Here is a 13,609-nt window from a genome sequence, read left to right on the forward strand (position 1 = left end):
CCTTTTATGCATCCAGTCCAATATAGTTCCAAACATTGTTGAAGCAGATATCTTCAATCATCTGACCGATACCGTCGTAATCTTCCGGTGCCATGCCACGATCAATCCAGCCACCGACAACCTCACAGAGAATACGGCGGAAATATTCATGACGCGGATAAGACAGGAACGAGCGAGAGTCGGTCAGCATGCCGACAAAACGGCTGAGTACGCCAATATTTGCCAGCGACTTAATCTGTGCGGTCATGCCGTCGTAGTGATCGTTAAACCACCATGCCGAGCCGAACTGTACCTTGCCTGCCGTGCTCTCATCCTGGAAGCAACCAGCTGCAGCGATCAACTTGTCATTATCTGCTGCGTTGAGCGTGTACAGGATGGTCTTAGGCAGCTTATCACGTACCGCCATACGGTCGAGCAGCGCTGCCAGAGAAGCAGCCGATACGACATCACCGATTGCGTCACCGCCAACGTCAGCGCCCAGTGCGCGATACAGCTTGGTATTCAGGTTGCGGATAGCGCCGATGTGCAGCTGCATGGTCCAGCCATGATTGCTGTACTGCTCACCCAGGAAGTCCATCAGGAACGACTGATATGCTGCGACTTCGTAATCGAGCAGCGCCTCACCCTTCAGCGCCTTCTGCATCGCCTCTTCGGCTGCACTCTCATCCCATACGGTAAAGTCCGGAGAACCGAAAGAGTGGTCGGACAGACGGCAGCCGCAAGATGCAAAGTAGTCAATTCGATTGGACAGTGCCTGCTTTACATCATCGATGGTGCGAATATATACATTCGCTGCTGCGCCGAGCTTCTGCATATACGCAGGATAGTTAGGATCAGCAATATTAAGCGCCTTTTCCGGACGGAAGGTCGGCAGAACCTTCGTGTGAAAGCTCTGATCCTGCGCCAGCAGACGATGATACTGCAAATCATCGATCGGATCGTCGGTCGTGCACAGTGCACGTACATTGCTCTCTGCAATCAGCGCACGCGCGGTACCCTGTGCGCTTTGCAGCTTGCTGTTTGCACGATCCCAAATCTGGTCGGCGGTCTGTGTGTTCAACAGCTCATCAATGCCGAAGAAACGCTTGAGCTCCAGATGAGACCAATGATAAATCGGATTGCCAATCAAAGTAGGCATCACAGCTGCGAATCGATCAAACTTTTCACGATAGCTTGCCTCACCCGTCACATACTTTTCAGGCACTGCATTGGCACGCATGACGCGCCACTTGTAGTGGTCGCCTGCCAGCCATGCCTCGCCAATATCGGCAAACTGCTTGTTGTCATAAATCTCCTTCGGATTCAAGTGACAATGGTAGTCGAAAATCGGCATACGCTCCGCATGCTCATGGTATAATCTGCGTGCTGCCTCGGTGGTGAGAAGGAAATCTTCACTAATAAAGCTTTTCATCCCAAATACCTCTCTTTCTAATGATTTCCTAACGGAAATCTAATTTTTTCTTTCCTTTATGCCTATATTATACAAACTATTTTATGATACTTCTCGGAATATCCTGCTTGAAACCTGGTGAAAATTGCTATATAATATAAACGTGACCAAAGAAAAGGAGATGATTTTGTTGAATTCTCCCAAAGATATATTTACCTTGCGTCAAACGATGGAACGACAGGATTTTGAGTGCTATCACTATTACGATCCCATCCCCCCTGTCATTGACTTTCACGAACACGAATTTTTTGAGGTGTTCTTTTTCCTGTCTGGAGATGTCTCTTATGTGATTGAAGGCCGTACCTATCAATTACGACCGGGCGACATTCTATTGACCGATAACCGCGATATTCATAAACCAGATATTCACAGTGATAAACCCTATGAACGATTTGTCATCTGGATTCAGCCGGACTTCCTGACACGCACCAAAGAACTGGGCTCCGATCTTACCGCGTGCTTTACCGATGCCAGTGCCAAGAAGTATAAACTCATTCGCCCTGAGAGCGGTGTGCTCACGCATCTGAAAGGCATCTGTGAAAAAATGCTCCGTAGTAGAGACGGCAGTGAGTTTGGCAGCAGCACCTTGTCCTATATTTATCTGATCGAATTTCTGGTCTATCTAAATCGTGCGTATTTTGCAACACCAGATGCTATTCGTAAGGATGTCACAGAAAACGAAAAAATAAACGAAGTCGTCGCATATATCAATGACAATTTATCCAGTGACCTGACTCTGGATCGTCTGGCAGATGTCTGCTTCATCAGCAAATCTCATTTGGCACATCAGTTCAAAACCTATACTGGACTAACCCTATATCAGTTCATCATCAAAAAACGTGTCACAGTGGCAAGAAATATGATCCGTGCAGGTTCCCCTGTCATGGATGCCTGTATGCGCTGTGGTTTTAATGATTACTCGAACTTCCTAAAAGCTTTTAAGCGAGAATTCGGACGCAATCCAAAAGAATTTCAACCTGGAAAATAAACAAAAGGGCCGATACTTGTAATGAATTACGGGTACCGACCCTTTTCTGCTCTTATAAATATTGATACAAAAAAAGACCTTGCACAATCAATGCGCAAGGTCTTTCTATATGACTGTATTTATTTTACGTAAATGAACTCATACTCCCGCTCGACACAATCCATTTCATGAACTGTCTCGAGGCACTTAGAGCGACGTGTACGCTTCATCACTGACACTTTCCAGCCATTCATTTGTGCAGTTTACACCTGGAACCTCAACTGCCAAATGTGAGAACCAGCTATCGGGGGCTGCACCGTGCCAATGCTTGACGCCCACAGGAATATTCACTACATCACCCGGATGCAGCTTCTGTGCTTCTTTTCCCCATTCCTGATAATAGCCTTCTCCTGCTACACAGATCAAAATTTGGCCGCCGCCGTGATCTGCATGGTGTACATGCCAGTTGTTTCGGCATTTGGGTTCAAACGTCACATTGTAAATGCCCACCTGGCTAGTCGAAAGCGGTGCAAGATAGCTGTTACCGACGAAATACTGCGCAAATCCATCGTTAGGCTGTCCGATCGGGAAAATCATGCTATTTTGATGCTTCGCTTTCTCATCCGCATTAGAATCTGTGATTTCTTCTTCGAAGACTTCCTTTGCCATACGGAATGCAGCCCAAGCTTTAGGCCAGCCCGCATAAAAAGCTGCATGTGTCAAAATCTCCGCCATCTCAGTCTTGGTGATTCCATTTTGCTTAGCACTCATTAGGTGATACCGAAACGAGGAATCTACCAATCCCTGAGACATCAAAGATACGACTGTAACGAGCGAGCGATCTCGCAGCGAAAGCAAACTTTCTCTGCTCCAAACCTCTCCAAACAACACATCATCGTTCAGCTGTGCAAATTTAGGTGCAAACTCTCCGAGTGCATCTCTGCCTGCTGTCTGTTTTACTGCCATAGTTATTCTCCTATTCCAACGAAAACGTCGCTTGAATTGTTCCGCTTCCAAGCTTCTCTTTCAATCCTTCCGGATCATCAATCTTGGCAAGTCTGGTAAAATTCCAGGTATTCGTACCATAGTAAATGGTAATCTGATCCCCCTGATAAAGAATGACATCGCCAGGTTCTGTGGTAATGCGTTCATCCGTGCGCGTAAGCTCTGTATCAAGTGAGCCTACCTTCTCAAATCCACCGTAATCCTGCATTTCTACTGTGATTGCACCTTGAGAAAGCAGCTCCTGAAATTCATCGGCTGAGGGATTCTCCGCGAACGTTGCATAGAATGTATGCTCACCAACTGTAACCTTCAATGCAGATTCCTCCTGATTGTCTTCTTTTTGATCCGAAGATTCGTTGTATGATTCTTCTACCGAAGGAGTTGGCGTTATTTCAGTATCTGCCGGTAACTCTCCTGTTCCACAGCCGGAAAGGCTGAGGGCTGCAAAAAGAATTCCAAATAGTCTTACCATAGGACTCACCTTTCCGTAATCTAAGTTATTTCAGATATGTGTTAAAGAAGCATGCCATTTTATCAAAGGGAATGCTATCTACACGATCATATAGATCTGTATGAACTGCATCCGGAATCAACATCAGTTCTTTATTGTCTCCTGTCAACTGCTTAAATGCATCTTTGCTGAAATAGCAGGAATGCGCCTTTTCTCCATGGATAAGCAGTACAGCGCTTCGAATCTCATTACTATACTGTAAAATCGGCATATTCAGGAAAGAAAGCGAAGACGTTACATTCCAGCCATCATTGGAGTTCAGCGAACGAACATGATATCCGCGATTGGTCTTGTAGTAATCATAGTAATCCTTGACAAAGAACGGTACATCTTCCGGCAGCGGATCTACAACCCCTCCCGCTCGGGCATAAGTACCATTCTTATAATCTACTGTTCTCTGTGCATTGAGTGCTTTTCGCTTCTCGTATCGAAGTGCTTCGCTATCTTCAGAATCAAAATATCCCTTTGCAGTGACTCGAGTCATATCGTACATGGTAGAAGCAACGGTAGCCTTGATTCTTGTATCAATCGCGGCAGCATTCAGCGCCATTCCTCCCCATCCGCAAATACCGATAATGCCAATCCTTTCCGGATCAGCCTGATCGTGTACAGACAGAAAATCAACGGCCGCCTGAAAATCTTCGGTATTGATATCTGGAGATGCAACATAGCGAGGCATACCACCGCTTTCACCCGTAAACGAAGGGTCAAACGCGATGGTCAAAAAACCACGTTCTGCCATAGCTTGTGCGTATAATCCCGAAGATTGTTCTTTGACAGCGCCAAAAGGTCCGCTGACCGCAATTGCCGGTAATTTACCTTGTGCATCCTTAGGCATATAGAGATCAGCAGCCAATGTAATACCATAACGATTATGGAACGTCACTTTTTGATGATCTACCTTGGGACTTTTTGCAAATGTTTTATCCCACTCTGAAGTTAAATTCAATTTTTCTTCCATCATAAATACTCCTTTTATCCAACCGCCTTGCCCATCTCATAGGCTTTTTGCAGTGCAGGATGTCCTTTGATTTCTCCAGCTGCACCTACACCACCGCCGAAGACCGTTCCTGCAAGATGTGCTCTTTCAAAGCAGGCAATCCATCCTTGCAAACCGTTGATCGCACCATCCATTGTACTGTCGTCTTCTTCCGCAGCAGCTGCCAGTAAATAAATGTCTTGGAAACGATAATCAGAGCCATACAACGGATTGGAGCGATCCAGCATGGTTTTCATCTGGCCACACATCTCGTAGTAATAAATCGGTGTTGCAAATACAATCACATCAGCAACCAACATTTTCTGTACAATTGTGTTAGCATCATCAGCTATGGCACAGCGTCCAGTATTTAAACAAGCCAAGCATCCCTGGCAAAATCCAATCTGCTTATCTCTCAATGTAATCTTCTCTACTTTATGACCTGCCTCCTGTGCACCACGTAAAAACTCGTCCGCCAGCAGATCCGAATTGCTGCCTTTACGAGAGCTGGTCGAAATAATTAAAACATTCTTACTCATACATTTTCCTCCTCATCAATTTCTCGCATGACTCTTGCAGGGACTCCAGCTACTATGGTATTTTTCGGAACATCCTTTGTCACAACGGCTCCGGCTGCAATAATCGCACCGTCCCCAATCGTAACGCCTGATAGAATCGTAGCATTTGCACCAATCCATACATTTTCTCCGATGCGAATCGGTGCTGGAATCATGGTACTGCGTTCCTTGGGTGACATCGCATGATTTAGCGTCGCCAAAACCACATTATGTCCAATCAATGTTCCATCTCCGATGAAGATACCGCCCTGGTCTTGAAACTTGCAGCCCATATTGATGAATACGTTTTTGCCAATCGTAATATTTTTTCCGCAGTCCGTATAAAACGGTGGAAATAATGCAAAACTTTCATCCACTTCTTTTCCAATCAACTTCGAAAATAATCTTCTCAGCTCTTCAGGTTCGTGATAGCTCCCATTGATTTCTGACGTAATCTTCAATGCTTCTTGACTGACGCGATGCATAAATAGATGAACTGCACCGCCTCCTGTCACCGCATTTCCACTATTAAGATGATCTAAAAAATCTTTTAACTCCATTACAACCTCCAGCATAGCATGTTAGCTATTTTTATTGTAACATCTTCGATATATAATAACAAATACCTATAATCAATGTCTTACTATACTTGAAAACTATAGCTATTTTCATTTATAATGACATTAAGGAGTGAGTTTTATGGAATTACGTGTATTGCAATACTTTCTTGCCGTTGCGAGAGAACAAAATATTTCAGCAGCCGCACAATCGTTACATCTCACGCAACCTACACTTTCCAGACAATTAAAAGAGTTGGAAGACACACTAGGAAAACAACTCATGATTCGCGGAAATCGTAAAATCACATTGACCGAAGATGGCATACTCTTGCGAAAGCGTGCAGAAGAAATTTTAGATTTGGTTAACCGTACCGAAAAAGAAATCATGCAGTCAGATGAAATGATTACGGGGGACATTTATATTGGAACCGGTGAAACCGACGGTGTACGGCAAATCGCTAAAACAGCGAAGCAACTGCAGGCAAGCTATCCCGGTATTTCTTTTCATATTACCAGCGGAGATGCAGCCGATGTGTGCGAGCGTTTGGATCGCGGGCTATTAGACTTCGGTATCCTTCTGGGCGATATCGATAAAATGAAATATAACTACATGGAACTGCCCATGAAAGATATTTGGGGCGTTTTAATGCGGCGTGATTCTCCTCTCGCAGGGAAAAATACCATTACACCAAAAGATTTATGGGACAAGCCTCTGATTTTATCTCGCCAAGTAGGAAATAAAAGTGGTCTTTATCGCTGGTTAGGAAAAGAACCAGTTGAACTTCATACTGTCGCAACATATAATTTAATCTACAACGCTTCGTTGATGGTAGACGAAGGCATGGGCTACGCTTTTACCTTGGATAAACTCGTTAATACATCAAATAGTAATCTATGTTTTCGTCCGTTAAAGCCAAAATTGATGTTAGACATGTACTTGGTTTGGAAAAAATCTCAGGTCTTTTCTAAACCAACCGAACTATTTCTGGAATCTCTCAAAAAGAATTTAGCGGAATATAGCGAAGATTAAGCCTATATATCTTGCCTGTATGGAAGTAAAACAAAAAGACCTTGAGTGATAAAACTCAAGGTCTTTCTTCTAATGCCTTATTTAATTACGTGCAGCCTCATTGAAAATCATTTTGCACATTGAGTGAAAATCGGGTTGCACCATAACATCTGAAATCATTCCCACTCGCTCCTGTTTAAGAAAAACTAAGCTTTTTTAGTTAGTGGAAGTTGCATCTCGTATCATTATTATTCTCATTATCAGAATAGTATAAGCTATCTGATTTTATGTTGCCAAAGTGTTGCCAGAAGACTTACTCATTATACCTGTTTTCTTCCGCAATTTCAATAATTAAAGTCATGTTTGCTCTCATCATTTCGCAGGATCTCAATTAGTCTTTTTCCTTGGCTGAGAAGATGGTCGTATGTGAGAACAGTTACGCCATTCATTCGGCTATTAAGCCCGTACAATGCCCTATGCTTAGGTTGGTCCCAAGTATTACTCCTGCCTACAATGATAGTGGCTCGTGGATGATATGCTACAATTTCAGGGTTGTCTCTTAATCCATTTGCTGCATCTTCAGAAAACACATCCAGGTATCGGTGGCATTGACCGATAGCTTTAGAAACCTCGGCAGAGAAATAGTAGGAATCATGGCTGGAATCGTAATTCAACACAGTAAAAGATGGCTTTTTTAACTCGATTACATCACGAAATCCAGATATGACCGATGTAGCCAACAAATCAACGGTATCGTTACGAGAGATTTTTCGTTCATCATCCTTCATGACATATTGATTGCCAAAAATCCAGCCATTTTCTTCACACCACTCCTGATAATACTGTTCGCTATCCTCTGTTTCAAGTGCCTCTTCCAACTCTTGCATTGCTTTAATTAGCCCCTTCACACGAATGGAATTCCTGAATGCAAAAGCCAAATCATCTGAAAAATCAACAGCATCTATGCTTTTTGTGATTTCTTCATTTTCGAGAATTGAAATAACCGCTTTTGCCACATCGTGCGAATCCAGCCCATTCAGATCAACTTTAGTCCCGGATCCCATTCGGATCACTAAGAAATTTCCTTCCTCCGGCACTCTCCTGACAGCAAACAGTTCGTTTAACTTATCTTTAAGCATACCAGCTGCAGTAGGGTTTAGATTGATTTCGCAATCTTGCTTATATGCTGGTCCTGCTTTTTTGTAGTGAATAACCTTTATGGACAAATCTCTCTCTTGATTAGGATCTGAATGTCGAATGAAGAATGGTACTAATGCAATTTTTGACTGAGATGATTTGTGCAAAAGAGTCTCCTCGCAATATTCAATTTGTTCATTATTTTTTGCTGGCTTTCTGTTAATAATTGAAGATTGCATTTTGCACCTCGTTTTAGTCTTCCGATGGTGAGATCAACGGCATACCATCTTCCAAGACCGACGGCATAAGATTATCAATTTCTGCGACAATTCTGGTGTGTGTTTCAAGTGTATTAAGGAAATTCAGCAACTTTTCTGCATCCTGAGGAGTAAAATCGCAGTGCGTAAAGTTATAAGAATTAAACTTTAACCATACATTTTTGACCACATCATATCCGGAGATGTTCAAGTTCTGCAAAGCCGTTGGACACGGAACTTTAATTATTTCTGTTCCATCAGTCAAAACCAATTCCTCATTCTCTTCATCAAACGGATGGGGAGAATTGCTTAAGTGGAAATTTCTCGGAATTTGACTACAAATCATGTCATAATCAAACTCCAATAGATTTTCTGGGCGATAATCTGCTTTCTCAAGTTCAGCAAGCCTAATCCCAAGATCACGGATCCGGATAAATAATCCTCTATCTGCTACCATCGGAATCCGAGCCCGTATATCAGATTGATTCACAGTAAACAACGCACCCTCAAACTCATCCAGATATACTTGAGAGCACAATACTGCATAAGCGTAGAAAACTATGCTCGATGCAAATTCTTCATAATTGCATTGCAGTACAGGCCCCAATTTCTCAAAAAGGTCAGGACTTACATTCAAACGATACATATTTCTGCGCTTATCATAATACTGGTTCATATAGATATGTGAATTTCCTCTTGTGCACATATCATTATCTGGATAATACCAGCAGAACGAAACGAACTGACTTAATGTGGGATGAAGATCCTTAGGGGCATGGGCCATTGCAAAGCCAATTGTGCCCTGATGATTGAACCCTTTTATTATTTCAGGTCGCAGTCTGGTTCCACCACCACCTACTGTTGAATAGTTCTTTAGCACATCCTCCCAGAGCAGCACATTTGATGTCAAATACGGTCTGAAAGAATATGTGGCAATGTTTTCACTCAGAAGCTGATCCATTGCCGGTGCATTACCGCAGGAATTCAGTGCAGATTGGAATGCTTCAACTTTTTCGGCTACAGGCGGCTTATCTTGACCCGAAAACCATTCTCGGGCAGCATCTACACCTCCAGCAGCAATATCTCTGCTTCTTCGTTTTAACATTGGTGCTTTCACATGTGTGAACAAAGCCGTAGGAGCAAGCTTAATACCAGAACAATGGTTCATAAATATTGCATTATGATCATTGTCATCACTGATAGGCCAAAACAAGTTATACTTATCCTCATCAAATGGCTTTGCTGGGTAGAATGCCAGTGTGTTTACATCAATGTTATATGTTCTAAACTGCCCTATAACTTGGTTTATATCTTGATTTAAGCAGTTTTCTTTTTCGGATATACTGCCCTTTGAAAAGTCAACAAACTGATACTCACTAAATCCTGGATCCTCTCCGAATTTACGGGTAAGAATAATCACCGCCCGACCTTGTAAAGTATGGAACAGACTATTGCTGCGAATTCCTGTTCTGGCATCAGCATCAATTGGAACCACCCAAATATTAGAGAAATGTTCCATTAAATATTTCCTTGCGTACCTATAGGATTCTGCTTCCAGGAACGAAAGTGGAACAACCAGAGATAATACAGAGTTGTTTTGCAGTCTCAGTAATTTCTCACAACTCCATCGGATAAATTGCATAAACGGATTATTTATCTGCTTTTGTATATTTTGTCTTGCTCGACGGGCTGTTTTGGGTGGGCGAAAATCATCCATTAAACCGTTTATAAAAGAAAATTCGCTATCAATATTTTGACGCATGGAATCTGAGCAAGGTGGGTTGCCAATAATCAGCTTTAGGGGCATTTCTGCCCATGTGCTGGCTCTGGCAATTTCTGCACCCTCGATAGTAGACTCATCAACAACTTCGCCAAACATACCGTTACACAATGTGTTTGCAAGCATAATGTTTTCCGTATGTGCACCAGCCCCATGTTGTCTGCTAACTATGGAAAGCCGATAATTTGAAAGCATATATGGTGTAGGTAAAATTTCAAATCCACACAGATTATAAGCTCCATCATTAGGATCGTTTAAGATAACTTCTTCTAAAAAAGATCCTGTTCCACAGCATGGATCCGTTGCCACACCGAAATTGATACAATGTAACGATGCACCGGATACCCCATTAACGATGAACACGCCACCCCTTTAACGATAGTGAAGAGGTGCAGAATGGAATGGTCTTAATTATAAATAAGGCTGTCGCATGAGTCTCACTCAGTGCGACAGCCTTTTATTTTATGCTTTTTCCGATTTTCGCCTTTACTTTTTATTAAAGAATTGGTTCAATCACAGCCCGAAAATAGCGATCTAATTCCTCTGGTGTCTGCTTCATCCTTCCTTTGATCCACCAAAGCACCATCTCCACGAAACTTCCCGAAATGTGGTTTATCAAAAAGTCATCCGGCAAATCTTTATTGGTGTAACGGTTTTGCCCGACAAACTGAGATTGAATCAGCCCACTTAGACTATCCTTAAAATAGCGAAGAAAAATCTCGCTGCTCTCACAGGAAAGTAATTCGAGAACATTATTGTCATTTTCCTGCAAGTGTTGAAGCAGATGGCAAAAAATCGATTCCGGCGCACTGCCATCTGAGTATAGCCCGTGGGTATGGGTACAGTCTTTTGCGCTGGAAATAATGTGTCCGAATAGATTTTCACATAATGCCTTCAATAGTTCGTCTTTGGTCTCAAAATGGGCGTAAAAGGTGGTACGCCCTACATTTGCCCGGTCTATAATTTCCTGCACGGTAATGTGGCTGTAGCTTTGTTCCGCCAGGAGCGAACCAAATGCCTGAAATATAGCCACCCGTGTTTTTTGCTGTCGTCTATCCATTTGCTTTCTCCTTCCCGTACAATTTCCCAAAAGTGTTCGGTAACGAATACTTAGCGTAAATTATCTATTGCCATCCGGCCACTTTCTCTATACAATAAAAGTGAACAAGGTGTTCGCTATCAAATTCATTGTACGGAAGGAATTGGCCTTTGTCAAGCGCCTTTCGTGAGAGGAGGATATTCTATGGCAAAGACATTGAAGAAAATCAACGATTTTCTGGCCGGTCTGCCGATGACTATTGTGGCAGGAGTTTTCCTGTTGATTGATCTGGTTCCTCACTTGATGGAGGAATTTGGAGGGACAGAAATTCATTTGAGCTTTTTGCCTTTTGACCCTGCATGGGTGACAGTAATCATCAGCGGCATTCCCCTGTTGTATCTGGCGATCTGGCGAATCATTTATAATCGAGGTATCGCAAAGATTTCTTCGGCACTGCTCATCTGCATTGCCATGTTTGCGGCGCTTGCCATTGGAGAAATGTTCGCAGCGGGCGAAGTCGCCTTTATCATGGCTCTGGGTGCGCTGCTGGAGGACGCCACTACGAACAGGGCTAAAAAAGGCTTGAAAAAGTTAATCAGCCTTGCCCCAACCCAGGGACGCCGCATCCGGGACGGAAAGGAAGAAATGATACCCGCAGAGGAAATCCGCAAAGCGGATGTGCTGCGTATTCTTGCCGGTGAAACTATCCCGGTAGACGGAAAAATCCTGACTGAGGAGACATCAGTAGACCAGTCCATTATGACCGGCGAATCTCTCCCCGTAGATAAAACTGTCGGGGATGAGGTGTTCTGCGGTACGATTAATCGTTTTGGAGCCATTGACATTACGGCAACAAAAGTTGGCAAGGACAGCTCCCTGCAAAAGCTGATCCGCATGGTGGAGGACGCCGAGAATAAGCAAGCCCCCATGCAGCGTATCGCCGACCGGGTGGCAAGCTGGCTGGTGCCGGTGGCTCTGCTGATCGCTATTCTGGCCTATGCATTTACAGGAAATATCGTTACAGGTGTCACGGTACTGGTCGTATTTTGTCCCTGCGCTCTGGTGCTTGCAACCCCCACCGCTATTATGGCTGCCATCGGGCAGGCCACGAAGCATGGTGTCATTATTAAATCAGGTGAATCATTGGAAAAGATGGGAAAAGTAGACACGATTGCTTTCGATAAGACCGGCACGCTTACCTATGGCCGGTTGGAGGTCAGCGATGTCATTCCCTTTGATTCCACCCTCACGGAGAAGGAACTACTTACTTTAACAGCGTCTGCTGAGGCGAAAAGCGAACACCCTCTGGGTAAAGCAATCGTAGCCAGAGCAAAAGGTCAGAATTTGCCCTTAACGGAATCCGAGAATTTCAAGATGGCTGCCGGTAAAGGTATTTCCGCAAATGTGGATGGCAGGAGTCTGCTCTGTGGCAATGAAAAGTATCTCACGGAACGTGGCGTCTCCATTGATGGGCAGGTTCACAGCACACTGGAAAAACTCCGTACCGAAGGGAAAGCGTCGATTCTTGTGGCGGAAAAAGACACCTGTATTGGGGTAATTGCCCTGTCCGATGTGCTGCGGCCCGAAGCAAAAGACATGGTTTCTCGCCTAAATGCCATGCACACGAGTACCGTCCTGCTCACCGGCGACCACAAGAAAACCGCCGACTATTTTGCAAAGCAGGTAGGCATTTCCGAGGTGCGGGCCGAATTGCTGCCGGAGGAAAAGGTGCAGAATATAGAAGCCCTGCGGGAAGCTGGGCGGAAAGTCTGCATGATTGGTGACGGTGTAAATGATGCGCCTGCCCTGAAAACCGCAGATGTAGGCGTGGCTATGGGAAGCATGGGAAGCGACATTGCAGTGGAAGCCGCTGATATTGCCCTGATGAGCGATGATATTTCTAAGATCCCTTATTTGAAACGGCTGTCCAACGCTACGGTAAAGACCATCAAGTTCAGCATTACTCTGTCTATGTGCATCAACTTTGTGGCAATCGTGCTTTCCCTGTTGGAGCTGCTCACTCCGGTTACCGGCGCACTGGTACACAATGCAGGTTCCTGCTTTGTGGTTCTGATCGCGGCGCTGCTGTACGACAGGAAGTTTGAATAATTCTGATGCAGAGAGACCCCTGCCGCAAAAGCGGGGATCTCTCTGTTTGTTCTGCGGTTGCAAACCGCTCTCTTTGGATGGAATATATGCAAAACGCCAAATCGCATTTTGCCTCTTGACTTATTACAACATCTCCTGTATAATATAAAAAACACGTTGAAGAAAGGAATTGAAACAATCGCAATGGACGACGCCGACAGTAGCGACGCTGACCGAAGTAACATTCACTGTAAATTAAATACGTTTTAT

12 protein-coding genes are annotated in these 13,609 nt (G+C 44.0%); 3 read left to right on the forward strand and 9 right to left on the reverse strand.

The annotated features are described in order from the left end of the window. Window positions 1-4: 4 nt before the first annotated feature. Entirely contained in the window at window positions 5-1,411 is a 1,407-nt protein-coding gene (uxaC, locus tag B5D52_RS06325) for a glucuronate isomerase (protein ID WP_016146771.1), read from the reverse strand. A 142-nt stretch (window positions 1,412-1,553) separates the two neighbouring features. Here uxaC and B5D52_RS06330 point away from each other — a divergent pair, with 142 nt between their 5' ends. Continuing rightward, on the forward strand, window positions 1,554-2,438 hold the full coding sequence (locus tag B5D52_RS06330) for an AraC family transcriptional regulator (protein WP_242825612.1): 885 nt from the start codon (window positions 1,554-1,556) through the stop codon (window positions 2,436-2,438). A gap of 186 nt (window positions 2,439-2,624) precedes the next feature. On the opposite strand, the gene B5D52_RS06335 is transcribed toward B5D52_RS06330, so the two are convergent. From B5D52_RS06335 to B5D52_RS06355, 5 genes are read right to left on the reverse strand one after another with little or no spacing between them, the layout of a single operon-like run. Continuing rightward, complete coding sequence (locus B5D52_RS06335) at window positions 2,625-3,383, reverse strand: carboxymuconolactone decarboxylase family protein (RefSeq protein ID WP_016146773.1); 759 nt, start codon at window positions 3,381-3,383, stop codon at window positions 2,625-2,627. A 10-nt stretch (window positions 3,384-3,393) separates the two neighbouring features. Then, complete coding sequence (locus B5D52_RS06340; RefSeq protein WP_073993826.1) at window positions 3,394-3,894, reverse strand: cyclophilin-like fold protein; 501 nt, start codon at window positions 3,892-3,894, stop codon at window positions 3,394-3,396. Between the two features lie 25 nt (window positions 3,895-3,919). Further along, on the reverse strand, window positions 3,920-4,897 hold the full coding sequence (locus B5D52_RS06345; protein WP_016146775.1) for an alpha/beta hydrolase: 978 nt from the start codon (window positions 4,895-4,897) through the stop codon (window positions 3,920-3,922). Between the two features lie 11 nt (window positions 4,898-4,908). Further along, entirely contained in the window at window positions 4,909-5,451 is a 543-nt protein-coding gene (locus B5D52_RS06350) for a flavodoxin family protein (RefSeq protein WP_016146776.1), read from the reverse strand. After that, window positions 5,448-6,029, reverse strand: a complete 582-nt coding sequence (locus tag B5D52_RS06355; protein WP_016146777.1) for a sugar O-acetyltransferase — start codon at window positions 6,027-6,029, stop codon at window positions 5,448-5,450. Before B5D52_RS06355 ends, B5D52_RS06350 begins: the two co-directional genes overlap by 4 nt. A gap of 139 nt (window positions 6,030-6,168) precedes the next feature. Between B5D52_RS06355 and B5D52_RS06360 the strand changes: the two genes are divergently transcribed. Further along, complete coding sequence (locus B5D52_RS06360; protein WP_016146778.1) at window positions 6,169-7,059, forward strand: LysR family transcriptional regulator; 891 nt, start codon at window positions 6,169-6,171, stop codon at window positions 7,057-7,059. A gap of 323 nt (window positions 7,060-7,382) precedes the next feature. On the opposite strand, the gene B5D52_RS06365 is transcribed toward B5D52_RS06360, so the two are convergent. The 3 genes from B5D52_RS06365 to B5D52_RS06375 form a co-directional block, all read right to left on the reverse strand. Beyond that, entirely contained in the window at window positions 7,383-8,414 is a 1,032-nt protein-coding gene (locus B5D52_RS06365) for a Shedu anti-phage system protein SduA domain-containing protein (RefSeq protein ID WP_016146779.1), read from the reverse strand. A gap of 13 nt (window positions 8,415-8,427) precedes the next feature. After that, the gene (locus B5D52_RS06370) at window positions 8,428-10,575 is read right to left on the reverse strand and encodes a type ISP restriction/modification enzyme (protein WP_143149482.1); all 2,148 of its coding nucleotides are present in this window, start codon (window positions 10,573-10,575) and stop codon (window positions 8,428-8,430) included. 133 nt (window positions 10,576-10,708) lie between these two features. Next, on the reverse strand, window positions 10,709-11,272 hold the full coding sequence (locus B5D52_RS06375) for a TetR/AcrR family transcriptional regulator (protein ID WP_016146781.1): 564 nt from the start codon (window positions 11,270-11,272) through the stop codon (window positions 10,709-10,711). 183 nt (window positions 11,273-11,455) lie between these two features. Here B5D52_RS06375 and B5D52_RS06380 point away from each other — a divergent pair, with 183 nt between their 5' ends. Then, entirely contained in the window at window positions 11,456-13,360 is a 1,905-nt protein-coding gene (locus tag B5D52_RS06380; RefSeq protein ID WP_016146782.1) for a heavy metal translocating P-type ATPase, read from the forward strand. Window positions 13,361-13,609: the final 249 nt, after the last annotated feature.

The organism is Butyricicoccus pullicaecorum DSM 23266 (assembly GCF_900167005.1).
Classification (GTDB): domain Bacteria; phylum Bacillota; class Clostridia; order Oscillospirales; family Butyricicoccaceae; genus Butyricicoccus; species Butyricicoccus pullicaecorum.

Coding starts and splice junctions, on each gene's coding strand:
- B5D52_RS06350 (WP_016146776.1), bottom strand. CDS start 5,451: ATGAGTAAGAATGTTTTAATTATTTCGACCAGCTCTCGTAAAGGCAGC.
- B5D52_RS06340 (WP_073993826.1), bottom strand. CDS start 3,894: ATGGTAAGACTATTTGGAATTCTTTTTGCAGCCCTCAGCCTTTCCGGC.
- B5D52_RS06360 (WP_016146778.1), top strand. CDS start 6,169: ATGGAATTACGTGTATTGCAATACTTTCTTGCCGTTGCGAGAGAACAA.
- uxaC (WP_016146771.1), bottom strand. CDS start 1,411: ATGAAAAGCTTTATTAGTGAAGATTTCCTTCTCACCACCGAGGCAGCA.
- B5D52_RS06375 (WP_016146781.1), bottom strand. CDS start 11,272: ATGGATAGACGACAGCAAAAAACACGGGTGGCTATATTTCAGGCATTT.
- B5D52_RS06355 (WP_016146777.1), bottom strand. CDS start 6,029: ATGGAGTTAAAAGATTTTTTAGATCATCTTAATAGTGGAAATGCGGTG.
- B5D52_RS06335 (WP_016146773.1), bottom strand. CDS start 3,383: ATGGCAGTAAAACAGACAGCAGGCAGAGATGCACTCGGAGAGTTTGCA.
- B5D52_RS06345 (WP_016146775.1), bottom strand. CDS start 4,897: ATGATGGAAGAAAAATTGAATTTAACTTCAGAGTGGGATAAAACATTT.
- B5D52_RS06365 (WP_016146779.1), bottom strand. CDS start 8,414: ATGCAATCTTCAATTATTAACAGAAAGCCAGCAAAAAATAATGAACAA.
- B5D52_RS06380 (WP_016146782.1), top strand. CDS start 11,456: ATGGCAAAGACATTGAAGAAAATCAACGATTTTCTGGCCGGTCTGCCG.